The organism is Cystobacter fuscus (assembly GCF_002305875.1).
GTDB lineage: Bacteria > Myxococcota > Myxococcia > Myxococcales > Myxococcaceae > Cystobacter > Cystobacter fuscus_A.
In genome coordinates this window covers 4559415-4585000 of the sequence record NZ_CP022098.1, presented here as the reverse complement: position 1 = coordinate 4585000, position 25586 = coordinate 4559415, and the positions used below count along the sequence as shown (strand labels likewise).

Annotated in this window: 12 protein-coding genes; 6 read left to right on the top strand and 6 right to left on the bottom strand. The window is 67.7% G+C overall.

Features of this window, described 5'->3' with window-relative positions; translation table 11 throughout:
• Positions 1-172 precede the first annotated feature (172 nt).
• Complete coding sequence (gene norR / locus CYFUS_RS18890) at positions 173-1717, top strand: nitric oxide reductase transcriptional regulator NorR (protein ID WP_095992103.1); 1545 nt, start codon at positions 173-175, stop codon at positions 1715-1717.
• Positions 1718-1745: 28 nt separating this feature from the next.
• Here the strand turns inward: norR and CYFUS_RS18885 are convergent, their stop codons facing one another.
• Positions 1746-2279 (bottom strand): flavodoxin domain-containing protein, encoded by a 534-nt coding sequence (locus CYFUS_RS18885; protein WP_095986485.1) that lies wholly within the window; start codon positions 2277-2279, stop codon positions 1746-1748.
• A gap of 291 nt (positions 2280-2570) precedes the next feature.
• Here CYFUS_RS18885 and CYFUS_RS18880 point away from each other — a divergent pair, with 291 nt between their 5' ends.
• A complete protein-coding gene (locus CYFUS_RS18880) occupies positions 2571-3863 on the top strand; it encodes a universal stress protein (RefSeq protein WP_095986484.1) in 1293 nt (430 codons plus the stop codon).
• A 61-nt stretch (positions 3864-3924) separates the two neighbouring features.
• On the opposite strand, the gene CYFUS_RS18875 is transcribed toward CYFUS_RS18880, so the two are convergent.
• A complete protein-coding gene (locus CYFUS_RS18875) occupies positions 3925-4854 on the bottom strand; it encodes a LysR family transcriptional regulator (RefSeq protein ID WP_198316623.1) in 930 nt (309 codons plus the stop codon).
• A 103-nt stretch (positions 4855-4957) separates the two neighbouring features.
• On the opposite strand from CYFUS_RS18875, the gene CYFUS_RS18870 reads away from it, so the two are divergent.
• From CYFUS_RS18870 to CYFUS_RS18855, 4 genes are all read left to right on the top strand, one after another.
• Positions 4958-5455, top strand: a complete 498-nt coding sequence (locus CYFUS_RS18870) for a DoxX family membrane protein (RefSeq protein WP_095986482.1) — start codon at positions 4958-4960, stop codon at positions 5453-5455.
• A 21-nt stretch (positions 5456-5476) separates the two neighbouring features.
• On the top strand, positions 5477-6511 hold the full coding sequence (locus tag CYFUS_RS18865; protein WP_232537649.1) for a polysaccharide deacetylase family protein: 1035 nt from the start codon (positions 5477-5479) through the stop codon (positions 6509-6511).
• An 85-nt stretch (positions 6512-6596) separates the two neighbouring features.
• Complete coding sequence (locus CYFUS_RS18860) at positions 6597-7730, top strand: DUF2380 domain-containing protein (RefSeq protein ID WP_198316621.1); 1134 nt, start codon at positions 6597-6599, stop codon at positions 7728-7730.
• Entirely contained in the window at positions 7727-8197 is a 471-nt protein-coding gene (locus CYFUS_RS18855) for an NUDIX hydrolase (protein ID WP_095986481.1), read from the top strand. The genes CYFUS_RS18860 and CYFUS_RS18855 overlap by 4 nt, the downstream gene beginning before the upstream one ends.
• A 165-nt stretch (positions 8198-8362) precedes the next feature.
• On the opposite strand, the gene CYFUS_RS18850 is transcribed toward CYFUS_RS18855, so the two are convergent.
• The 4 genes from CYFUS_RS18850 to CYFUS_RS18835 all read right to left on the bottom strand — a co-directional run bounded on the left by CYFUS_RS18850 (position 8363) and on the right by CYFUS_RS18835 (position 25542).
• Complete coding sequence (locus tag CYFUS_RS18850; protein WP_095986480.1) at positions 8363-14185, bottom strand: PKD domain-containing protein; 5823 nt, start codon at positions 14183-14185, stop codon at positions 8363-8365.
• 160 nt (positions 14186-14345) lie between these two features.
• Positions 14346-14762 carry a hypothetical protein gene (locus CYFUS_RS50685; protein ID WP_157758521.1) on the bottom strand — a complete coding sequence of 139 codons (417 nt, stop codon included), beginning with the start codon at positions 14760-14762 and terminating at the stop codon, positions 14346-14348.
• Positions 14763-14767: 5 nt separating this feature from the next.
• A complete protein-coding gene (locus tag CYFUS_RS18840) occupies positions 14768-19366 on the bottom strand; it encodes an RHS repeat-associated core domain-containing protein (RefSeq protein WP_198316620.1) in 4599 nt (1532 codons plus the stop codon).
• The gene (locus CYFUS_RS18835; RefSeq protein ID WP_232537810.1) at positions 19363-25542 is read right to left on the bottom strand and encodes an Ig-like domain-containing protein; all 6180 of its coding nucleotides are present in this window, start codon (positions 25540-25542) and stop codon (positions 19363-19365) included. The genes CYFUS_RS18840 and CYFUS_RS18835 overlap by 4 nt, the downstream gene beginning before the upstream one ends.
• Between the last annotated feature and the right edge of the window lie 44 nt (positions 25543-25586).

The window sequence follows — 25586 nt, the reverse complement described above, 5'->3', positions numbered from 1 at the left end:
ATTGGGGTTCACGGCACGGGTAGCGGGGAAAACCTCCACCACCGGGACGTCGTGCTTTGATAGGAGCAGCTTCCATGCCGACTTCCGGACACCAGGAAATCAAGGGGTTGGGATGGGCCCAGGTCATTTCGACCTGGGGGACGCGGAGTCGAATCGACTTCCGGTGGTCGAAATGACTCCCAATCCCCTGCTCCACGCGTTGATCCCCCTGGTGGATGACCTGTCACGGGAGCTGCCCGAGCGCGAGCGCTACCGGCGGCTGCTGCAGGCGTTGCGGGTGCTGATGCCCTGCGACGCGGTCGCGCTGCTGCGCCTGGAGGGGGAGTGGTTGGTACCGCTGTCGGTCAATGGCCTCTCCGAGGACACCCTGGGGCGACGCTTCCGGGTGAGCGAGCATCCACGCTTCCAGGTCCTGCTCGCGAGCGCGACTCCCACCCGGTTTCCCGCCGACAGCCCCTTGCCGGATCCCTACGATGGCCTGGTGCAGGGGGCCAGAGGCGATCTCCAGGTGCATGACTGCCTGGGCTGTCCCTTGCTCGTGGATGGACACGTCTGGGGCCTGCTGACCGTGGACGCACTGTCACCCGGAAGGCTGGCGCCCGTGGATCTGGCGTCCCTGCAGGCGTTCGCCAGTCTGGCGGCGGCCACCGTTCGCGTGGCCCAGCGCATCGAGCGGCTCGTGATGCGGGCCGAGGGCGAGTTCCAGCGGGCGGAGAGCTACCGTCTGGCCGCCGGGGAGCGTCCGCACTCGTTGATTGGACAGAGCCCGTCCTTCCTCAAGCTCATGGAGGACATCGCGCTGGTGGGAGCCAGTCCGCTGAGCGTGCTGATCAGTGGCGAGACGGGGGTGGGCAAGGAGCTGGTGGCGCAGGCCGTCCACGCGGCGTCCCCCCGGGCGCACCGGCCGCTCATCAGCCTCAACTGCGCGGCCCTGCCCGAGACGCTGGTGGAGAGCGAGCTGTTCGGCCATGTGGTGGGCGCCTTCTCCGGAGCGGTCAGCGACCGGCGGGGCAAGTTCGAGCTGGCCGACGGTGGCACCCTGCTGCTGGACGAGGTGGGCGAGCTGCCGCTGACGGTACAGGCCAAGCTGCTACGCGTGCTGCAGAGCGGGCAGTTGCAGCGCCTGGGCTCGGACCGGGAGCACCGCATCGACGTGCGGCTGATCGCCGCCACCAACCGGGACCTGGCCGAGGAGATGCGCCAGGGGCGCTATCGCGCCGACCTCTACCACCGGCTCAGCGTGTTTCCGTTGCATGTGCCGGCCCTGCGCGAGCGGGGCAACGACGTGCTGCTGCTGACCGGCTATTTCCTCGAGCAGAACCGCTCGCGCCTGGGACTGCGCAGCCTGCGCCTGAGCGACGATGCCGAGGCCGCCCTGCTGGCCTACTCCTGGCCCGGCAACGTGCGCGAGCTGGAGCATCTGGTGGCACGGAGCGCGCTCAAGGCCTATGGGCAGCGCCAGGATGACAGCCGCATCCTCACCCTGTTGGCGACGGACTTCGCGCTCAATGGGGACTCCCCTCCCCCGGCCCGGGCCGAACCGCCACCCGAGCCGACACCCGTGGGGGACCTGCGCGAGGCCGTGGAGCGCTTCGAACGACAGCAGATCAACACGAGCCTCCAGCGGCACCAGGGCAACTGGGCCTCGGCGGCGCGCGAGCTGGGAATGGATCGCGCCAACCTCCGGCGGCTGGCCCGGCGCCTGGGCATCGTCTAGGGCGCCGGTCACTCCCCGATATGCCCGGCTACGGCCAGGCCGGCGTGTCCTCGGCGGCGCGGGACGGAGTCCGCTCGAAGGTGAGCAGCGCATCCGCCATCCCCTCCGCCCAGGCCCGGATGATGCGCGGGTCGCGCCAGTCGCCCGCCAACGAACTGGCCATCTTGCTCGCGATGAAGCCCTTGGCGTCGGGCAGCAGGCGCCCTCCGAAGGTGATATGGCCTTGCGCTCCGATGCGCGCCATCAACCGCTGGACCTGAGCCACCGGCGGCACCTCGTTCCAGGTGGCCGAGTCATCGAGCGGCCCGCTGCTGAAGAGCCAGACCGGCCGGGCCCGCAGCGCCTGGGTGTGCTGCTTGACGAAGCGACTCGCATCGCGATGCCAGCGCGACATGTAGAGCGCGCCCCCCACCACGACGGCATCGTACCCATCGACGAACTCGACCTCGGAGGCCGGGTGCAGATCGACCTGGAAACCTCGCGCGGCGAGTGTCCGCGCGATGATGCCCGCGATCTCGGCCGTGCCCCCCCGCTTGGAACCATAGCTGACCAGGATTCTCATGATGGATTCGCCTCCGAGCGGGCTTCTCGCAAGATCCGCACTCCCCTGCGGGTTCGTCGACTCGCGAGACGAGGCATGCGTTCGCCCTCCCTGACTGAGAAGCAGGGCGAGGAAGAGGAGGGCCGCTCCCCCGTGGTCCGGGGCTTCGAACCGCGAGGGGCAGCCCCGGAGCGCACCGGGGGGCCCGGCGCTCCAGAGTCGGGCGGCCCTGGGCGTGCCTGGCGCCTTGCATCCGAGGGGAGCCGGCTGATTAGAGTAGTCCCGGTAGGAACGTGAACCCGGGGAACCGACATGACCATCCTTTGCGCCACCCACTTCTCGGACGCCGCGCAGCGAGCGGCCACTGCCGCCGCGCAGCTCGCGCGGAAATTGGATGAGCCCCTCTTCCTGGTGCACGTGCTGCCAGGCAACCTCGCGCGCGCCTTCGGGCAGACGCTGCGGGACACGGCGCAGTCGGCGCTATCGGACGAGGTGCGGCGGGTGGAGAAGCTGGGGGCACGCGCGAGCCACCAGTTGCTCACGGGAGAGCCGGCCGAGGAGCTGGCGCGCTTCGCGAAGGAGAAGGGCGCGGGGCTGGTGGTGACGGCGGGGCCCACGAGCGCCTCGCCCTTCCTGGGAGTAGGCGGCACGGTGGACCGGCTGGCCACGACGCTGCCGGTGCCGCTGCTGGTGGTGCGCGAGGCGGAGTCCTTCGAGGCCTGGGTGAAGGGGACTCGTCCCTTGAAGGTGATGCTGGGCGTGGACCGCTCGCTGCCTTTCGAGGCGGCGCGCGACTGGCTGCGGGGCCTGCGGCGCTACGGCGACGTGGAGGTGGTGGCCGGGCGCATCTACTGGCCCCACGAGGAGTACTTCCGGATGGGGCTGGAGCATCCGACGTTCTACCAGGAGGTGACGCCCGAGTTGCTGCGCGCGCTGGAGCAGGAGGTGCGCACACAGGTGGCGCCGCTGGAAGCGCAGGGCCAGCCGCCGGTGCGCATGCGGCTGGAAGCTGGGGTGGGACGCATCGCGGACCACCTGGTGGCGCTGGCGGCGGACGAGAAGGTGGACCTGCTGGTGGTGGGCTCGCACCAGCGGAAGGGTCTGGGCAAGCTGGGGAGCGTGTCGCACCACGCGCTGAGGCTGGCGGCCATGTCGGTGGTGAGCGTGCCGCTCGCGGGGGCGGCGCGGGGCTCGGAGGTGACGGTTCCCGCGCTGCGCTCGGTGCTGGTGGCCACGGACTTCTCGGAGGCGGCCAACCGGGCCATTCCGCATGCCTTTTCCCTGCTGCCCAACGGGGGCACGGTGTACCTGGTGACCGTGGCGCGGCATGCGACGGAGCAGGCGCAGGAGTTGCGGTCGCGGCTGCGCCAGTTGTTGCCCAAGGACGCGGATGCCCAGGGGCGCGAGGTGCGGGTGATGGTGCTGTCGGGCCACGACGTGGCGCCGGTGCTGCTCAAGGTCGCCGAGCGCCTGAGCGTGGACGTGATCTGCCTGGGCACCCACGGACACTCGGGGCTGAAGAAGACGGTGATGGGTACGGTGGCCAAGGAGATCATGGCGCACTCCGACCGGCCCATGCTGGTGGTCCGCCCGCCCACGGGGTGACGCCCCGGCCGCTCGCCCTACAAATCAATGACGGTGCCGGAGCCACGCGGCCAGAACTCCTCTACCCCAAGATGCGCTGGAAGTAGCGGGCAAGGAAGTCGGCGAAGGCCCGCACCTTGGGAGGCGTGAGCTGGCGGTGCGGGTACACGAGGTAGATGTGGCGCTGGGTCACCGGGTGCTCGGCGAGCAGTGACACCAGGGCCCCCGAGCGCAGCTCCTCCAACACCAGGTAGCGCGGCAGGTTGGCGATGCCCCGTCCCAGGAGCGCCGCCTGCCGGAGGACGAGGTGGTTGTTGGCCACGAAGCGCCCCTGGACCTTCACGCTCCGAGAGGCCCCCTCTCCCTGGAACTGCCACTCCCTCACCACCCGGCCGGGCTTGAAGAGCAGACACTCGTGGTGGGCCAGCTCCTCCAGGGCTCGGGGCCTGCCGGCGCGCTGGAGATAGAAGGGGCTCGCGCACAGGACGCGTTCCTCGTCCGCGAGGCGTCGCACCACCAGCGAGCTGTCCTTCAACGTGCCGGCGATCCGCACCGCCACGTCGAAGCCATCCTCCACGAGGTCCACCACCCGATCGCTCGCCTCGAGTTCCACCTGCACTTCCGGAAAGGACTCCTGGAACGCCGCCGCGGCGGCCCCGACGTGGACCTCGCCGAGCACCGCGGGCGCGGAGACACGGAGGGTGCCCCTCGGACGCTCGTCGAGGGCCGCCATCGCGAGCTGGGCCTCCTCCAACTCCCCGAGTACCCGCTGACAGTGCTGGTAGAAGATGCTTCCCGCCTCCGTGAGGCTCAGATGGTGGGTGGTCCTGCGGAGCAGCCGGGTCCCGAGTCGCTCCTCCAGGTGGGCCACCTGCTTGCTCACGGCGGACGGAGTCAATCCGAGCTGCCGTGCCGCCACCGAGAACCCCTGGTTGTCGACGGCTCGCACGAACACCATCAGGGGCATCAACCCCTCGAGCAGCACCGGACCCTGCTTTTTCCGTTCAGGCACAGCCGTCTTTCCTCGGGACCACGTTCCCAACCTGTGCGGGGAAGCGCAAGTAGAGGGTGCGAAGACGCAACACGGTCCCCCCTCTCCACATCGGGAAGACACCATGAAGCCCTCGACCTCGACAGAGGACGCCTCCCCCCTCTTCTTTGGCATCACGAACGCGGTAGCGGGTCAGCTCCTGCTGCGGCTCGCCCTCGGCATCAACCTCCTCGGGCATGGTCTGGTCCGGATCGGCAACCCCGGAGCCTTCGCCGACGCGCTCGTCCAGCTCTTCGCGAATACCTGGCTTCCCTCACCGCTGGTCCGTCTCTTCGCGCTGCTGCTGCCCTTCATCGAGCTCGTCATCGGCGTGCTGCTCACGCTCGGGTTGCTGACGCGCACCGCCCTCTTCACCGGCGGCCTCCTGATGGTGTCCCTCATCTTCGGCACCACCCTGCGCAGCGACTGGGAGACGGCGGGACTGCAGATGATCTACGCGGCCCTCTACGCCGCGCTCATGGCGACGGCCCACCTCAACCACGTCTCCGTCGATGCCTGGTGGGCCAGGACCCGAAGCCGCTCCGCCCCCGTCTCCTCGAGCAGCCCTGCCCCGGTCCCCTGAAGCACGCGAGGTCCCTTCGTCATGTCCCTCCCCGAACCGATGCCCTTCCCCTCGCCCGCCGTTCCCGAGCGCCGCGAGTTCCTGCGCCACTCCGGCTTGATCGCCGCCAGTGCACTCATCGCGGCGGCCCCTTCCTCCGACGCGCTGGCCGCGAGCCCGGCGCCCACGGCCCCGCGGGAGCCACCCCCTACGCGAGGCGGTCGATCCCCGTCCAAGCAGTTCTGGCCGGACGGTGCGCGACTGGTGATTTCCCTCTCCATGCAGTTCGAAGCGGGCGCACAGCCCGAGCGAGGGGCGAGCAGCCCCTTCCCGTCCATCGATCCGAAGTACCCGGATCTGCCCGCCGCCACGTGGTACGCGTATGGCATCAAGGAGGGCATCCCCCGGCTGCTCGATCTCTTCGAGCGCAAGCGCGTCAAGGTGACGTCCCACATGGTTGGGCAGGCGGTGGACCGCACCCCCCAGCTGGCCAAGGAGATCGTCGAGCGGGGCCACGAGGCCGCCGCCCATGGCCAGACCTGGACGCCCCAGTTCTCGATGAGTCCCGAGGAGGAGCGAGCCTCGTACGAGGCCAACGTGCGGAGCATCGAGCGCGCCACGGGCACGAAGCCGGTGGGCTTCAACGCCTTCTGGATGCGAGGGACTCCCCGGACGCTGGAGATCCTCCAGGACCTCGGGTTCACCTACCACATCGACGACGTGAGCCGGGACGAGCCATTCCTCATCCCCGTGAAAGGCAAACCCTTCACGGTCGTCCCCTATACCCTGGGCATGAATGACATCGTCCAGTTCGAGGGGCGCAACGCCTCGGCCGAGGCCTTCGGACGCGAACTCAAGGACGAGTTCGACGTGCTCTACGCCGAGGCCGCCACGCGTCGGCGCATGATGTCCATCAGCACCCACGATCGGATCGCCGGCCGTCCCTCGCGCGTCAAGGCGCTGGAGGAATTCATCACCTACGTCCAGAAACAACCGGGCGTGGTGTTCATGCGCAAGGACGAGATCGCCCGCTTCGCGCTGGAAAGCCCCCTGACGCCCCGGGAAGGTGGCATCTGAAGGAGACGAAGCCCGAAGCTCGGGTGATAGCGAAGAGCTTTCGCATGTCTTCGCCGCACCATCTCTTTCCCCGCCTGAATCCGAGGTGCCTGAGCGGCTGCACCATCGCCGCGTCGTTGGGGGTGAAGTCCGCCGCAAGGCTGAGGAGCCAGCCAAGCAGAGCGCCATCGCGGCCCATCTCGCGTTTCTCGGTATCATTCGCGAAGTGTCCGTCTCTACCCGTCGCATCTCCAGCGCACTCTCCAGACTCAATGACAGCAGGACTGGCATTTACAGACGACATGCCGACCTGTTCATCCCTTCCGTCAACCATGGCGCCCAGCAACTGCGGTGGATTGACACCGAACTCACTGCCACCACCAGGCTGGCCAACGCGGCGTCAGAGGTGGATGACCCAGACATGCAGCTTGCCCTGCTACGTCTCGGTGGCCCACGGCTCCAGTCCGCAAACAATCTCCCCGCACTGATTGGCCACCTCACCGGAGAGTTCGCCGCGACGCGTGCGGCCGTGCGCGCGGCGGCGGAGCAGTTCGAGAAGATGCTGCGAGTGCAGGAACTCATCGAGATGCTCACTACGGCCTCGGCGATGAAGATGGTACTACCCCAGTTCCCGCCAGCCGCGCCCGCCTCGCTCGGTATTAACCTCGTGATGGGCGCCAACGACGTGATGATGGGCACACGGATTGTCGTTTCCGCCGAGTGGGTGGAGATGATGCGCCGGCTCGTGCAGGCAGGCATCATCTCACTGCCCGTCGTCGGTACGGCCGTGCGGATTCATGCTGGCCAGATGATGATGGCGCAGTCGCACGACGAGCTGCCCAAGGGCGTGCGCGACGCACTCGGCGACGGGCCAGAAGTTCGTGCCATGCGCCAGACTGGCAAGGCGGGGGCCGGCATGGCCGAGACACCGCGACATCACATCCTGCCGCGCGAGTTCCGCGAGTGGTTCGAGAAGCGCGGCTTCACCGGCGAAATGAGCATCGATCAGTTCTGCGTCAAAATGGAGCAGGCGGGCCATGAGGCGATTCATGGTGGTGGCGATTGGCGCCTGGGTCGCCAATGGCCCGGCGAATGGAATCAGATGCTCATGAAGGCCCTCCGCGAAGCGGAGAGCGATGCTGGGCGGATGTTGACGCGGAACGAAATTCTCAAAATCGCCGCGTATCGGATGAGGCTCTATAAGCTCCCGATGAACTTCACCGTGTGGGGAGGACAATGAGCAGCGGACATGCCTGGCGAGGTAACTGGAAGGTCCGCCTGTACGAGCGAGTCCGCGAACTCGGTTATGAGTCGCTCACCGCCTTCGCGAATGCCCGCCCTGCCGTTCCACTGGTGGCGCTGGCGGATGAGCTTGGCGAGGATGACATCGCCGGGGTGCAGGTGTTGAGCGAGCTGCGCGCCGAGGCGGAGCGAAGCCATCAGGTCACACGATTCGTGCGCGATGTGCTCGTTCGCGAGCTTTCCGAATGTCTCCCCGAAGGCTGGCCAGACGTGATGGACGACGCCAACCGTTTCAAGGTTGCCATGGCGCTCGGTTCTTGGGCTGCGTTCACCCCAGAAACCCATGAGGAGCGCGTCAGACGGGCAAGAGAATCACTCCGTTCCACGCCGCCTCCTCCTGGCTGGCGCCCGCTCGGCCCCGACGACGAGTTGCTGCGCACGCTCTTGCCAGACAAAACCGTCTAGCTCAGCGAGTGCCGCGATCTTGAGCCATGGACTCCGCCGTGCCCGTACGGAGTCCGTTCACCCGGATTCCGGTCCTGTTCTAGCCAGACGGGAGAGAAAGCCCACGCACCCACCCGAAGCGCTGCGAGCCACCTGATCAGGAACAGCCAAGCAACGGCGCTCGGCTCACCGCCTCTGGACGTCGCGCACCATGACGTTCACGACGGAGCTCCCGGTCGAGCCCTCGTCATCGGTCACGATCACCCGGAAGGACAACGTCGTCTCTCCCGTGACCTCGGGCGCCGTGAAGCTCGGCGTCGCGCTCCGGGGACTGCTCAGCGCCACGGCCGGACCACTCGTCTGGACCCAGAGGTAGGAGCGGATCCTTCCGTCGGGGTCCTTGGAGCCACGGCCACTCAACGTGACGAGGGTGCGCTCGTCGAAGCCCTCGAGCCGCTCCACCTCGGCCACTGGCGGCTTGTTGACGTTGCGGATGGTGACATTGACCGTGTCGAACCCCGCCGCGCCCGTCTGCCCCAGAACCGTCAACTTCAGCGTCAGCACGGAGTCGGCGGTCACAGCCGGCGCGGTAAAGCTCACGACCGCCGTGTTGGCGCCATTCAGCTTGACCGCTGGACCGGGGCCCAGGGTCCACCGGTAGGTGACTCCGCTCTGGTTCGCGCGGCCCTGGATGTTGACGCGCGCGCCCTCGTTGACCGCGAAATCAGGCCCGGCGTCCACCACCGGCGAGGCGAGGACGTCGCGCACGACGACCTCGGTGTCGCTGGAGTCACTGGCGCCGCCGTTGTCGGTCGCCGTGAGTCGGAACTTGAGCACCGTCCGAGCGGACACCCCCGGCGCGGTGAAGCGGGCCACCGCGGACTGGGCGCCGGAGAGCGCGACCACCGGCCCCGCGGTCTGGGTCCACTGGAGGGAAGTGATGGTGCCGTCGGAGTCGGTGGCGCCGCCGGTGAGGATGACTGGCGTTCCCTCGTCGACCATCTGGCTTGGGCCGGCGTTCACCCGCGGCAGCTCGTTCTGGATGTTGTCCAGCACCTGGACGTTGATGTGCGCGGTGCCCGTCGCCCCCTCGTTGTCGGTGACGGTCAGCGAGAACGTCAACGTCGACGGCCCATTGATCTGCGGCGAGGTGAACGTCGCCACCGCGGTCCGGGCATTCACCAGCGCCACCGGGTGGCCAGTCGTCTGGACCCACGCGTACGAGACGACGCTGCCGTCGGGATCGGAACCGGCTCCGCTCAGGGTAACCAACGTGTTCTCGTTCACGGTCTGGCTGGGCCCGGCATTGGCGGTGGGCGGTTGATTGACGTGGTGGATCGTGACGTGCGTCGTCGCGCTGCTGCTGGCGCCCAGGTTGTCGGTCGCGGTCAACGTGAACGTGAGCACGGTGTCGGTGCTGGCCGCGGGCGCCGTGAAGTGGGCGGTGAGGAGGTTCGCGTTGGTGAGTGCCACCGAGGGACCCGCCGTCTGGGTCCACTGCACGGAGGCGATCGCGCCGTCGGCGTCGGAGGCGGCACCGGCGAGCGTCACCAGCGTCCGCTCATTCACCGTCTGAGCGGTGCCGGCACTGACCACGGGCGGCTGGTTCGGAACGACCGTGATCGAGACCGAGGCGCTGGCGCTCGCGCCCTGGTTGTCCGTCACGGTGAGTTGGAAGGTGAGCACGGTGCTGGCGGACACCACCGGGGCCGTGAAGCGCGCCGTGGCGGTGCTGGCATCGATGAGCGTCACCGTGGGCCCCGCCGTCTGGGTCCAGAGGAGGGCAACCACGGTGCCGTCCGGATCGGTGGCGCTGCCGGTGAGCGTGACCGGGGTGCCGGGAATCGCGGTCTGGTCGGCCCCGGCGTTGGCGGTGGGCGGCTGGTTGAGAAGGGGCTGGACCGTCACCGTGACCGAGGCGGTACCGCTCGCGCCGTGATCGTCGGTGACGGTGAGAGTGAAGCCCAGGCTGGCGGGAGTGCTCACCGCCGGCGCGGAGAAGGTCGCGGTCGCGCTGGTCTCACCCGAGAGCGTCACCGCGGGGCCGGAGACCTGCGCCCACGCGTAGGTGACGATCGTGCCGTCCACGTCGATGCCGGAACCCGCGAGGGTGACGAGCGCGCCGGTCGTCACCGTCTGGTCCGGACCGGCGTTGGCCACCGGCGGCTGATTCGAGGGCGCGCGGACGGTGACGGCGACGCTGTCACGGCCAGTCGCGCCGTCGTCGTCGGTAATGGTCAGCTCGAACCCGAGCACCGTGTCGGCCGCGGGCGACGGCGCGGTGAAGTGAGGCGCCGCGATGCTGGCGTTGGAGAGCGTCACCGACGGACCGGAGGTCTGCGCCCAGTGGTAGGCGACCACCGTGCCATCCACGTCGGTGCCAGAGCCAGCCAGTACGACGGTGCTCCCCGAGCCGACCGTCTGGTCCGGGCCGGCATTCGCCTGGGGCGCCTGGTTCTCCCCGCAGCCCGACGTCGAGCCCCGGTTCACGAAGGCCAGGGGCGCGGCTTGGACACCGTTGTAGTCGGGATCGGCGCTGCTGGCCCGGCCCGGGACGACCTGGTACGGCTGGTCGCCATCGTCCACGCAATCCGGGAGCCCGGTCACGGTGACCGCGCGAGGGACATTCCAGTTCGTCGGAGTGAAGGTGAGCGCGAACGGCGCGAGGCGCGCCTCGTTCGGCTGGCTCGCCGTGAAGCCGAGGGTCACCTCGCTCCGCGGAGCACTGGTGAGCGCCACGGTGAAGGTCGCGGTTCCGCCAGCCTCGGTCGTCTCCAGTTGGGTCGTCGGAGTGAGGGTGACGCCACCGCGTGGCTGCGGGACGGGGATCACGTAGGCGCCCGCGGCGTACCGGGTCGTCGTCCCCGCGCGATTGGTGGCGCTCGCGTACACGTAATACGTGCCGGGCAGAAGCGTGGAGACGTTCCAGGTGTAGCGGCCGGTGGTGGTGGCCGGATCCTGGGCGAGGTCGCGCACGATGAGGGTCCCGTCCTCGCCCTGAGCATCTCGGTCGGAGAACAGCGCCAGCGTCGACGCGTGCGTGGGGTCATCGATCTCCCAGGCGATCGGCACCGAGGAGCCACTCACGGTCACGATACCGGCCGGCTCCACCAGCACGAGCCCCGGCGGCCGGACCGTGCCGGTGTGGACTGAGAAGCGCTGCACGGCGCTCCAGGCACTGGCACCGCCGCGCGTGTCCTCGGCGCGCACGCGCCAGAAGTAGGTCGCCTCGTCCACGAGCGGCGGCTGCACCACCCAGGTACGGGTGTTCGTCAGCTTCTCGGCCACGCGGCTGGACAGCGCCTCGTCCGAGTAGATCTCCAGGCGATACACGACGGTGTCGCCGTCCGGGTCGCTCGAGGCCCCGAGTTCCAGGAGTGGCTCGCGGGTCGAGACGAAGGCGCCCTGCCCCGGGTTGAGCGGCGTCGGCACGCCGGGTGGATCATTGGCCTGATCGACGAAGAAGTCGCCGTACACCCAAGCGCTCTCCGCCACGCCGTCGCTGCTCTTCGCGCGCCAGAAGTACCGCGCGTTCTCCGCGAGGCCGGTGACGGTGAAGCTGGTCGCGTCCTGCCCCTCCGGGACCGCGCCCGAGTGCACGAGGGACGAGCTCGCGAAGCCCCGGTCGCGGTCGAGCTCGAAGAAGTAGCTCACGGCCACGCCCGGCTCGTGCGCGCCGTGGGTGACCCGGAGTGGGACGGAGGCGCTGGTCACCACCGTCCCCACGACCGGGCTGAGGATCGCGGGCACCCCGGGGGCCGGGTGGCTGGCGTCGATCGAGAAGCTGGCGGCCGGCGACGCCGTGATCGCGCCGTGCGGGTCGATCGCGAAGGCGCGCCAGTGGTACGTCGTCTGGTCGGCCAGCGGTGGCGCGACCGCCACGTGGGTGACGCCGTCGGCGCCGGCGGCGACGTTGGAGAACTCGCGCAGCTTCTGGCTCAGCGCGGCGTCGGCGTAGACCTCGAAGCGGTAGACGACCGGCTCGCCGTCGGGGTCGGTGCTGTTGGAGATCGACAGCGTGGGCGAGGGGGTGTCCACGTGCCCGCCGGGAGCGGGCGCCGCGATCGCCGGGATGGACGGGGCGTCGTTCGCGGTGTTGACGGTGAAGCGCCCGAGGGTCCAGGTGCTGTACGTGGTGCCGTCGAAGGCGCGCACGCGCCAGTGGTACAGGGTGTTGTCGGCGAGCGGCGCTGGCACCTGCCACGCCGCCCCGAGCGAAGTCCTCGGCACGACCGGGCTCTGGGCGATCCGGTCCGTGTACGAGGCGTCCCGGTAGAGCTCGAACTGGTAGCTGGCGGCGGTGTCGAGCGGGTTCGCGGTCGGGGCGACGGCCAGCTCGGGCTGCGGCGCCGTCACCGTCGAGGCCACCGCGGGGCGGGAGATGACCGGGGTATCGGGGCCCGATGGCGGAACCAGCGTGGTGACCGTGATCGTCGACGTCCTCGTCGCGGTCAGGCTGCCGTCGGAAGCGGTGAAGGTGATGGGATACTGGCCCGACTGGCCGGTGGCTGGCGTCCACTCGAACGACCCGCGGGCCGTGCCGCTCGACGGAGCCTGCGGCGTGAACCGAGCCCCCACCGGGAGCTGTGACGTCGTGATGGACGGAATCGTGCCGTCCGGATCGGAGGCCTCGACCAGGAACTCCACCCGCTCGCCTTCTCGGACGACATGGTCCGGGATGGACTGGAGCACCGGCGGGCGCGGTGTCCCCGCCAGCGCCATCAGGACCAGGGTGTAGGTGCCGGGAGTGTTGGCGTCGAACAGGTTGATCCAGTAGCTGAACGGGCCACCAGGCGTGGCACGCGACCTGGACAACCAGACGTTCTCCGGCGGAATCACCTTCCCGTCCGAACGGGTCACCGGCCCGAGCTGCTTCGTGCCCCCGGAGGGATCCGGGAGCCGCACGTACATGAAGCCAGCGGTCTGGGGCGCCAGTAGCTGGTAGGTCGCGTCACCGCCGGACGGGGACAGCGTGGAGGATTCCGATTGATCAGTCACCATCGTGTCCACACCCGTCGACTCGTAGACGCGCAACACGTCGTCGTCGCGAGCGAGGAAGTCGCGCACGGAGTCACGGCCGGGGAGATCGACCCTCACGTCGCGGACGAGCAGGTGGGCGTGGGTGGCGTCGATGAGCGAGGTCAGTGCGCCGCCCAGCGCGTCGGAGTGCGTGAACGAGGCATTGAACTCGACGAACTTGCCGGAGAGCGTCGTCGTCATCACCCAGCGGCCGGTGCTCGCGGCGGAGGGGGCGATGTTACCCAGCTCGGCGAGGAGGCTGGGGCTGGTGGGTGAGTCGTTCACGTAGCTGCCGGTGATCTGGAAGCCGACGAGCAGGCCCTGGATGTTCTCGACGATCTTCGGCTGCGCGGATTCGATCTTGACGTTGCGGGCCGCCGCCGCGCCGCCGTTGCGAACGCGGACCCCGAGGGTGAACGGCACCTGCGGCTCGATCTGCGGCGTGAACGGGTCGTCGGCGAAGACCTCCTGGGTGAGGAAATAATCGAGGGTCAGCCGCGGCATCGGCTGGACGGTGACCGTGTCGGGCGACACCTTCATTGTCTGTGCCTCGCCGCCGACGGTGTAGCTGAGGTTGGCGCCGACGAAGTAGATCTTGCCCCCCGGCACCGTCCCGCCCGCGCCCGGGCTGGGGATGATGAGCCAGTGCACCTCGGCCACGCTGGCCGGAGCGACCGTGCCGTTCCCGTTCACGTCCGAGATGCCCCCAATGGTGTCGATGCGGATGAAGAAGCTGGCGGAGGTGTCGTTCGGATCGGAGGTGGCCCGGACCGGCGCCCCGGCCTCGTCCGTGAACAGTACGTCCACGCGCACCTGCTTCAGCTCCACGGTGTCGAGCGCATTGGTGATGCGCATCATCGCGTCGAAGCCCTGGCGCTCGAGGGTGAGCTTCTGGTCGATCTGGAGCCTGACCCGCGCGCAGATGGTGTCGAGGGCCAGGGCGGTGTCCGCAAACAAGAAGCAAGCGCAGGCGAACAGGCGAATCGCCATCGACCCCACCGATGAGCAACGGAATGTCCCGGCTATTGTCATCGTACTCCGCCTCACCCACCCCCTCTACTGGGTGGACCCCGTGTTAGGACTAGTTTCAGGGCTCCGTTATTTGCATCCCAGCCGACGTGAAGTTGCCCCGATTCCGTTGGGGTCCACCTCAGGAGGCACCGCGTGACAGTGCCAGCGTTACTCCAACTTCGCTGATCTCGACCTCTCCGCAAATCGCGACGACTTCAGCACCAAATGAAGCCTCCAGCAGGAACACCGAGGAATCCGCACCCAATTTCGCTGGGTCAAAAAAAAGCCGGTCCGCCAGGATGCGTCGAACCTCCGCGTCACTCGCCACTTGGTCGGCGCGCAATAGCCGCAAGTTCAGCACGATGTTTCCCTCACGAAAGCCCTCGACATGGAACATCACAACACGCCGTAACGTCAAAACACGTCGCTCGCTGCGACTGGAGCGAAGTGCGAGATGCACTTCTGTTCCACCCGCGAGCACGCCATCGAGAAAGCCATCGTGGTAGGGGAATCCCTTCAAAAAACCGTTCTCGTCGCATGATAGTCGTGAAGTCATGGAGTCTATTGGGATGGTGGTGGAACTCCGGGTCCGCGAGGGACCGGAGGGTCATTCGGGGTCGGAAGGCGAGACAAACCACGATCAGCATCCGTAGGCGGCCCTCCACCTGGGGGTCTTCCCCAATCATGGCAGTGATCGCCGCATCCTATTCCTGCTTCATCTGGATGGCCGATGTCGCGGTCAACGGCGGGAAAACCATCATCGCCGTAGGTGCGGGACTGCGTTTGGCCACGTGCGGTACTCCCAGGAGGACCCCGGAAGGGTGGCTTGCTCCCAGGAACATCGGTGAATGGCTTGTGCCCACTACCATCGGGGACATCGGGGGGACCACCACCGCCCCCCATCGGGCAGTTGTGAACGAGCACGCCATCCTTGCCCACGAAGAACGTGCTTCCATACCTGATCGAAAGATTGACGTAGCGCCCATACCTCGGCTCACGCTCGACGCCAACGACTGCAACCTGCACTCCTTCCCGCACGTCGAGCAGGTCTCCGATAACCAGCTGGCCAGCATCTTTCCACCCCTGACCGGACAAGTGGAAGGGATGGCCATCCGTGGCCTCGATCTTCAAACCATTTGCGAGAGTGAGAACGGTGACTGGCTCAATGCCTTCATGCAAGAAGACCGCGCCAACTGGCTGGTAGCTCTTCTCCCGGGTCCACTCGGCGTAGGAGAGAACCTCGTCGCCTACCTTCACATCGCCGATCGGTACCAAGCCATCGCGGGTATGAACCAGCGTGTCGTCCGTGAAGCTGTTGCCACACCGTCCCCGAAACTTCAGCTTCGATAATCCGCAGGTCAGTGCCCCCACGCCCGCATCGATGGCCGCATCCTTGACTACGTCTTTCCAGCTGATCGCCTTGAAACACCCCTTGGTGAGCACCTGCTCGATGATGCTGGAGGCAGCCCCCGAGAGCGCACCTCCAATGGCCCCGGCGAGCAGGCATTCACCGGTCGGATCGCTGTAATTGATGGGATCGGCTTCCGCGTACAGGTAGAGATTCAGCCCACCCTCGATGCCGATGGGATCTTCCGTCAGATAGCGCCCGGTCTCCGGGTCGTAGTACCGCCGGTCGTTGTAATGCAGGCTGGTCTCGGCGTCCCAGTACTGGCCTGGAAGACGCAGATTGCTTGTCGTCTCGCCCACTCGAACAACTGCCCCACCGAATGGGTCGTAATCGGCTGACCAGACGATCCGCCCATCGGAAGCGGTCAACGCGATCGGCGTTCCCAGGTGGTCGAGGTGATAGTAGGCATAGCCAGCCGCTGTACTGACGAATAGCGGCCGGGTGCCAAAACTACTCTGAGGATGATAGCCGTAGGTTCGTACGAACGCTCCAGTCGAATCCACCTCGGCAACCATGCCCTGGTCCGAGTGAAAGAAGTATGTGTGTACCCCACTAACCTCTTTGTACAGGCGTCTGTCGAATGGATCGTAGCCGTATCGCGCGATGACGACACCGTTCTGGTCTTCGACTCGGACCAGGCGGTTCTCGTAGTCGTAGAAGTAGTCCTGCCTCACTTCGCCTTGACTCTTGCGAATGAGATTACCGTTCTCGTCGTAGGTGTAGGAGACTCCTGGACGGCTCAACAACTGGTTGTTCGCGTTGTAGGTCCAGGGCCCGCTTGCGTCGGCGACACGATTGCCCATGCCATCCAGCGTGTAACCCTGCGTACCGGTGGAGGACTGCGCGCTGGCAAGTCTGGTGGCGTCGTCATAGGTATAACTCGCCGAAACGCCGCCAATCGCTCGCTGAGTAACTGCCTGCATGCGATCATAGGTGTTACGTAAATCGAGGGCAGGAGTCTGCGCCGGAGTCTTGACCTGTAAGCTCTGCAGGTTGAGCAGGCCATCGTAGGCGTAGGTCTGAGTTGCCCCACCAGGCAGGGTCACCGTCTTCGGTTCAGTCCAGAGCGAGTCATTGATCGTCAATGCACCAGTCGGAGTCTGGACGGAGGCAAGCAGATTGTTCCCATCATACGTATATGTGTATGGAGTTCCATCTGGGCCAACGAAACTGCTTACCTCGCCGTTACCGTAATAGCCGTAGTGATCGCTCAGCGCGAAGTTGCCGTAGTTGACGGTCTCATCAGTCTTGCGTTGAAGATCGTCATAGACAAACGTGCCGCTGAACGTTCCGTCACTCCAAGCGACCATCTTGCCAGTAGCGTCGCGGGTGAAATCTACAGACTGAGAGACGACCGTGTCGGCAGCCGTCGAGAAGTATTCGCGCCTGATCAGCCGTTCCGCGTCGTCATAGAGGTAATGTGTCTTCCGCCCTTTGGGGTCGATGCGGTCGATAACGTTGTCGGCGGCATCAAAGACATATCGCATCGATTGACCGAGCGGCCGGACTTCCCTGGTCAGCCGGTTCTGGCGATCATATTCAAAGCGACTGGTGCCACCATTGGGATCCACGATGGCCACAACGTTGTTGCGATTGTCGTACTGGTATCGAGTAACGTGCCCAAACGGATCCGTCTCCTTTGTCGTGTTGCCAAAGGCGTCGTACTCGAACAGCCACGATTTACCATTCGGGTCGGTGGCCTTGATGATGTTGCCAACCGGGTCATAGCTGAAGCCCACGGTCTGCGCGTCATCCCCCACGAGAACGGTGTTGAGCGTCACCCGGTTCCGGCGATCGTATCGATACTGCTGCTCGAAGGTCGGCCAGTTGATCTTAGCTGCGTGGAGGAAACCGCCGCTTTGGGCGAGCCCCTCGTCGGCGAACGATTGGCTGGAGACATTGCCGTTGCCGTCCACTGACTTGAGCAGGCGCAGACCGAGATCGTACTGGTACGACCGGGCCTTTCCCTCTCTATCAACCGCCTTGGTCACCTCTCCGTCGATATTGTAATCGTAGGTAAATGACCTTGCGGTGGCGTCCGTGACTCGCGTCAGACGATGCTGTCGATTGTAAGCGAAATGTGTCGCCTTGCCGTTCTCATTGGTCGCCTTCGTCCGGTTGCCCGCTTTGTCGTATTCGTAGGCGCGGGTGTTCCCAAGCGGATCGATTTCGGTCAGCGTTAGGCCGTTCGCGGCATAGGTGTATGTCCATACCTTGCTACGCGGGTCCGTCAAGGTGAGCACATTACCCATGACGTCGTAGGTGTATTGGGTGACTGACCCCTCCGGAGACGTGAGCGTCTTCAGGTTGCCGCTGTCGTCGTAGGCGAACTGGTAGACCGACTCCTGCGTCCGCGCATCTCCCAGGCGCTTGGCGCTCGTGCGGTTCCCGTAGGTGTCGTACGTGTAGACAGTGATCCGCTGCTCCGGCCGACCCAACGCCTCGGTCTCCTGCGTCAGGTTGCCGTTCGGGTCGTACTCGTAGTGGGTGACGACGCCGTTCTCGTCCGTCTTCTGTATGACGAGCGAGTACAGGGGCCCGTACACGTACTTCACGCTACTGCCGTCGGGGTGCGTCCGGCTGAGCAGGTTGTCGAACTCGTCGTAGACGTTGACCGTGCGCCCGCCGTTCCGGTCGATCGACGTGCGGGTGCGCCCGTCGATGACGAGCGTGGTGAGCGTCTTGCCATTGACGTCCTGGCGGAGCCCGAGACCCTCGCTGTTGTACCAGGCCTCCGCGACCAGGCCACCCGCGGTCTTCGCCTGGATATAGGACTGCTTTTTCGACGCGTCGTAGCTGCACTTGTAGCTCGCGCCGACGCCGTCCTGGTCCTTGCCCTCCCATACCCAGCCGGAGCACCCAACGAGGTTGAGCTTGCGACCCTCGGGGTCGGTGCGGCTGCGCGGGGTGCCGTTGGACGTGTACTCGTAGGTCCATGCGTTCCCGCGCGCGTCGACGAACCGCGTCATGCGGTTGCCGGTGTACTCGTAGACGACGCGCCGGTTCGTGGAGTCGTGGATCGCCGAGAGCTGGTTGTTGGCGTACTCCAGCCACAACACCTGTCGCCCGAGCGTATCGGCGAGCCCCGTCACACGATGCTCGGCGTCACGTTGCAGGGTGACGGTCACGCCGTTCCGGTCGCGGTATGAGCGGAGGCGGCCCTCCGTGTCGTACTCCGCGAAGTGCCCGTCGCGGTCCTGCCAGCGGAATCCGGTGGCGGTCGCGCGGAGGAGGCTCCGCTTGCCGAAGGCGTACACCCCGCCGCCCAGGCCCTTGTACGAGTTGTTCATCCGGACGACCGCGCTGACCCCCACGGCGTGGGAGGGGACGTCCGGCGGAGGCGAACCACTGGTGCCGCTGCCGGCTGGCGCCATCACGATGCCGCCGACACTGACACTGCTCCCACCACTGCCTCCGCCGCTCCCCGAACTGCTCAAGACGCTCCCGCTCGAGGCGGACAGCGGCTTCACCAGCTCGAGATCGGACCAGGCGTGGTTCGGCAACCATCGAACGCCGTCGTAGGTGCGCTTCACCGTGATGCGCCCGCCCATCACCTTCACCGAGAGATCTTCGAAGGTCTCCCGGTACCGGAACGGCGGCGGCGGCGGCGGTGGCGGCGGCGGTGGCGTCACCACCACTTGCGCGTGGGCGGTGGCACCGCCGACCACGAGCGCGCCCAACAGGCACTGCAGGATCAACAGGCCGAGCGCTCCAGCGCCGAAGACCTTGTGTTCGCGGATGGCTCTCATCATTCCTCTCCCGGCGCGGAATCTTCCGACTGGGTACACTCTGGCGCGCATCCCGATTCGGGTAGCTCGCTCTCGGTGGGTGCAGCGGGCCCTGAACCGAGGTCACCGCCCCCTCCCCCCCCGCCTCCGACGTACACGGGCCCGCCGCCACCACCGCCGCCGCCGCCGCCGCCGCATTGCCCGTAGCTGTAGATGAACGGCGCCGACGACGCGCCGGTCGACAGCGTCCCGTTCATGCACAGGAAGCTCCACCTGGCGGTCGCGGCCGGCTGATACGTGCTGCAGCCTCCGCCGCTCTCCGCGCCAGACGGCTCGAAGGACTTCAGGCTGGTCAGGCGATACGCGATGCGCACGGTCTCGTGTGAGCCGATACTCGTCGGCACCTCGGTCAACAGCTCGTAGCGGAAATAGCTGTCCGTGGGAGGCAGCGCGAAGTGCACGTCGTCCGCGCGCACCAGGCCATAGTTCGAGAGCGTGAACTCGCCGTGGAACATGTCGCCCGGAGTCATCTTCGGCAGGTTGACCGCGATCGGCTCGATGACGACGACTGGCGCCGGGACGTGGGTCTCGAAGGTGGCGGAGAGGACGATCTGGTAGTCGTCCTCGATGGTCACCTGTCGCACCGACCACTCGACGCTGATCAGGTTGTAATCGAGGAACGCCTCCTGGCTCGTGGTGACGCCGGGCTTCACCGAGAGGCGGCCGTTGAGTTGCTGGTGGTTCGCGGCCTTGGCGCGGAACAGGTACCGCCCGGCCGGAAGCAGGGTGAACATCGCCTCCCCCACGCTGTCGGTGGTGAGCGTGCTCCGCACCGTCGATACCGCCTCGTTCTGCAGCTCGATCGTCACGCCCGCCAGCCCCTGTACCAGGGAGCCGTCGGGGCGCGTCATGCCGGTGAAGAGATCCGAGGCGTGGAAGACGACGCCGCCGATGCCGGACTGAGTGACCGACACGTAGACGTTGACGTCACCGGGCGCGAAGTTGCTCCCGGTCACGTGCAGCTTGAAGGGATGAATCCCGTCCGCCACCGTGCTCGCGTCCGGGGCCACGTTGATGTCGAGCGCACGCTTCCCGCCCACGGGGATGCTGCCGAGTTGGCCGTCCGACGCGAGGAAGATCCATGCCGGAGGCGCCGAGCCGTCCGGCTTGAGCAGCGTGGCGACCACTCCGTCCGCGCTCGCGAGGCCGCGATTCTCCAGCGTCACCCGCTCGGTGGCCGTACCACCCTGGACCACGCCCGTCTCGATGAAGCTGGGGCTGGAGGACAGCGCCGGCCTGGCCTCCGACAGCCGGTAGTCGACACGCACCGTGGCGAGCGGCGTGCTCCCGCGCTCGTCGTCGAGCGCCGTCAGCAGCAGCGTGCCCTGCCCATCCGCGGTGTTGTCCGCGGTCAGGGTGGCGGTGAGGTCCGCGCTCCGCTTCGGGCCCAGGGTGATCGGGTCGCCAGTCGACACCGAGACGCCCTGGGGAGCGCCGCCCGGCTGCGCCAGCGGATCGTAGACGAGGCGCAGATGGGTCGCCGTCGTCTGCTCCCCGGTGGCGACCTTGATCACGACGGGCTGCTGGAAGTTCCTCGGGAAGTTGGCGACGAACCGGGTCGGCGTGACCGTCACCTGGTTGATGACGAACTGCCCCTGGTTCGGGCGGTCGAGCACGTCCGGGTGTACCGCCGAGACCGTATAGAGGCCCGCGTCGCCCGCCTGCGGGAGGAAGTCGAAGGTGAAGGTGCCGGCCTCGTCGGTGAACACGTCGAACCGACGCTCGAAGCCGTTCACGCGCAGCGCCAGGCGGAGCTTCGCGACGGGGAGCGGCTGGTTGCCGTCGCGCGCCAGGGCTCGCCCGGTGATGGTGACCGCCTGATCGCCGTGGGACACCTGCGGCGTGATCGCACTCACCTCGCCGAAGTAGGGGGTGTCGATCAGCGTCGCGGTCGCTCGCCCGCTCTTGCCCGGGATCGCCACCGCGTCGGTCTGGCCGGTGTGGTACCGCACGCTGTCGATGTCGAGCTGGACGACGACGTGGTCGGGCGCGCTCGACGGGATCGGGACGCTGATCGGATCCGAGACGAACGTCTCGCCAGCGGCGATGCGCGCCACGGTCATCCCGTTCGGGAGGGTGGTGACGCCGTGGAACGGCTGCATCACGTCCTGGGTCGCCAGCACGTTGCCGTCCTGATCCAGGAGCTTCACCCGCAGCTCCGGCGATGGCGCGCTGCCTGTCTGTGACGCGGTGAGCACCTCGGTCTCGACGTCGCTGGTGTTCTGCAGCGCGAAGCGCACCGTGCCGGTGGCACCGCGGGTGAAGGCCTCGGTCGTGAGCGAGAGCGCCAGCGCGCCGTCCCGCGCCTCCACCGCCCGCGTCCGCACCAGCCGCACCGTCGCGCCCTCCTCGGGGAGCACCTCGATCGTGGTGGTGACGCTCGCCTGGTTCGGGATGTCGGCGAACCCACCCATCACGACGTCGACGAGCTTCGACTCGCCCGCGCCCAGGGCGAACACCTGCGACGTGTTCACGTGCGTGCCGATCTTCGCCTTGAGGGAGATGTTGGCGGCCGCGGTGGCGCCCTGGTTGGTCACCCGGTACTGGAGGCGATTCATGATCCCACGCTGGATCGGCGCGCCGGCGACGAGGGACGCGGCGAGCTTCGGCAGGATGATCGTCCGGCCAATGGTGGCGTTGGCGGCGTCGAAGCCCACCACCGTGTAGCGGCGCTCGTCTCCGGCATGGCCGGTGTCCGTGAAGGTCCGATTCGAGATCGGGCTGGCGTTCAGCTTCTCGCGAGCGTCATCCGGGCCCAGGTAGACGTCGTGCCCCACCACCGAGCCACCGCTCTGCGTCCAGGTGAGCACGGGGAACTCACTCTCGCTCTGCACCACGGTGAGGTTGCCCACTGGCACCAGCGCGAAGTCCAGGAACGCCGAGGTCGAGGGGCCGGACTCGTTCCCAGCGGCGTCAACCGCGGTGATCGCGTAGGCGTGCTCGGTGATCGAGGGCGAGGGGTCGATCGCGGCGAGCTGCCGGATGCCCGTCTTGAGCGGGGTGAGGCCCTGGACGTCCGTGATGACCGGGGCACTCGAGCGGTACAGGTTGTAGGTCGTGGCGCCACCGCCCGCGGGGCCTTGCCACGTGGCCACGATCCCGCTGCCGTGGAGCACCAGCGAGAGGCCGGTCGGGGCGCCGGGGGCCTGGGCGTCGGCCACGGCCACGACGACGTTGCCCTGCCCACTCGTCGCCTCCTGGCCGTTCGCCTGGCGGATGCTGGCGAGGGCGTAGCGGTACTCGCCATCGGCCGTGGTGGCGTCGACCCGCTCCACGGAGGGCTCGAGGCGCTGGTACGGGCTGAGGGCCGTCTCCCCCGGCGCCTGCCGGTAGAGCTGGTACCCGGCGGCGAGCTCGACGGCGTGCCAGGTCAGCCGGACCTTGCCGGCGGGGAGCGCGGTGGCGGCGAGTTGGAGCGGCGGGAGCAGCGGTGGCAGGCTGCCCTGGTAGACCTGGAAGCTGTTCGCGGCCGTGACGGCCGTGGAGACGTTGTCGAGATCGTCCTGGGCCTGGAAGGCGAAGGAGAGGTTCTCGGGCTGGGTGCCGGCGCCACTCGGGAGCGAGAACGTCGCGCGCCAGGTGAGCGGGTCGGTCGAGGTGAGACCAGCGATGGGCGTGATGCTCGCCGGAGCGCTCGAGAGCACGAAGCCGAGCTGCGGAGGCACGCCGGCCTTCGGCGCCTCGCTCAAGGTGAAGGTAGCGGTGACCGAGGTGGGGCTCGTGGCGTCGTTCTGGATGGGCGCGCCGGGTGCCAGCGCGATCGCGCTCAGCGCCGGTCCCTGGGCGTCGAGCTGGATCGAGTCCCCCTCGCCGATGTCGGTGCCGCGGTTGCCCACGAGGTCGCGCGCGGAAAAGACGGCGTAGGCCGTGCCGGACGGAGTACCGGAGGAGACGGAGAAGCCTCCGCGATACTCGGTGTCGGAGCGCCGGGTGAGATCGATCGCCATCGGCGTCCCCCCCTCGGGGATGACACTCAGGAACGGGGTGGTCAGGAGCGGCTCGCTCACCGTCACCACCAGATCCACCCGCCCCGTCGCGATGCGGCCCGTGGCGGGATCGACCTTGCCCGTGGGCGTGTACGCGATCCGCGTTGCCCTCGGGAGCGTGTTGTCGGAAACCGCGCTGGCGAGGTTCGACGGCTGACCCGGCGTCCCGAGGTTGTTCACCGCGACGATCCGGTAGAAGTACGTGCCGTCAGCGGCCGGGACGTCGTCGAGGAGCGTGGTGGCGGTCGCGATCCGGGTGGTGTTGACCTTGACCGCTTCACCGGAGGCGTTGAACGCCTGCGCCGACCGATACAGATCGTAGCCGACGACCCGGCCGTCCTGCGACCGGTTCCACGCGAGCCGGATCTTCCCGCCCGGTTGCGCGACGGCGGTCAGACCATCCGGCGACACCGGGATGGAAGTGTCGCGCGTCACCTGCACCACGGCGCTCGGAGGGCTCTCGCCCCCACGGTTGCTGGCGACCGCCCGCAGGTCGTTCAGGCCCTCGACGATGCCCACCAGGAGCGTGAACTTCCCGCTCGCGTCGACGGCGACGGGGCCCGCCACCGCCACGCCATTGTTCTGGAGCGTGACCTGGGTGTTCTTCTCCGCGCCGCCGGAGACGGCGACCTCGGACTGGTTCGTCACCAGACCGCCCGGCGGGGCGGTGATGACCGGTGCTCCAGGCGCGGCCAGCACGACGGTGATCGGAGTCGTGGGCGCGGTGAGGTTGTTGTACGAGTCGTACGCGCGCACCATCAGCGTGTGCGGGCCGTCGGCGATCGGGACGATGTCGAGGAACGCCGAGTACCCGTCGGACCCGCTGGTGTCGGTGCCCAGCGATGCTCCGTCGAGCAGGAACTCCACCCGGCTCACGCCGCTGCGGTCGCTGGCGCCGATGGTCAACGTGCCGGAGCGCGAGAGGGTGCCGTCGGGCTCGACGGGAGTGCCGGCCAGGGCCAGCGCGGTGAGCACCGGGCCGTCGGTGTCCGGCGGAGGCGGCAGTGCCTTGGCGAGCGTGACGGTGCTGGTGCGGGAGGTGCGGTGGCCGACGCCGTCGAAGGCGACCGCCCGGATCGTGTGCTGGCCATCGGAGACCTGGCTGACGTCCCAGTCGTAGGTGTACGGCGCGGTCGTGTCGCTCACGGTGAGCACGCCGTCGATGGAGAGTTCCACGCGCGCGACCCCGGCCGGGTCGGTGGCGGTCGCGGTCACCGTGATGTTCCCGTTGATGAAGCTGCCATCGGCCGGGGTGGTGAGCGCCAGCACCGGGCCGGCGGAGTCCAGGAGGATGGGCTGCGGGAGCGCCGCGGTCACCGTGTTGCCGCCCGCACCGCGATACTGAACCGAGAGGTGCTTGAGGCCGTCACCGCCCTCGAGTGTGAAGGGCACCACTGCCGCCATCGGCTGGAACGCCACGCCGGTGAAGCTCCCGTTCTCGGCGACGCGGTACTCGGTGGCATTGCGGCAGTGGAGCAGCAGCGTCACGCCGGGCTGCTCGGTGAACGTGATCCCACCCGCGACCGCCAGGGTCGGCTCGATGAGCGGGAGATGGGTGAGGAAGCCCGAGTAGTTCACGCCCGTCGAGATAGGGTCACCCTGCCCTGCCGGGTTCGCCGCCGGATCCCGCGGCCCGGTCGCGCTGCCCCACCAGTTGCCGGTCGCCTGGACAGGCGTCTCCGGCGTGAGGTTGCGCACGCCGAACGACGTGTTGCCGTGGATGTCCGAGCCGATCAGCACCGGGCTCGCGCTGTCGGTCTCCAGGCCCACCGTGTTGTCGATCAGGCTCAGCCCCTCGAACCGCGGCGCCGCGCCATCCACGACGCGGAGCCCGAGCAGCGAATGATCGACGGTCAGGAAGCGCACGACCGGCGAGCTCCGCCGCAGCGTGAGGCTCGCCTCGCCGTTCGCGCCGCCGTAGCGGAGGGTGAGCCCGTCAATCCGGAGATTGCCGCTGGACGGCTCGATGCTCACCCCACGCCAGTCTCCCGCCGCTGGCGCCTGCACCGCGGTGCCCCCGTCGCCGGAGTCATGGACGCTGGTGAACGTCGCGGCTCCGTCCACGCGCAACGCGTCCCGGACCACGACCCCGGCGTCGGCGCCGAACTTCACGGTGACTCCGTCGGAGATCGTGAGATCGGCGGCGGCCGTCACGATCGGCAAGAGCGCCGTGCCCCCCAGGAGAAGGAGCCAGCGGA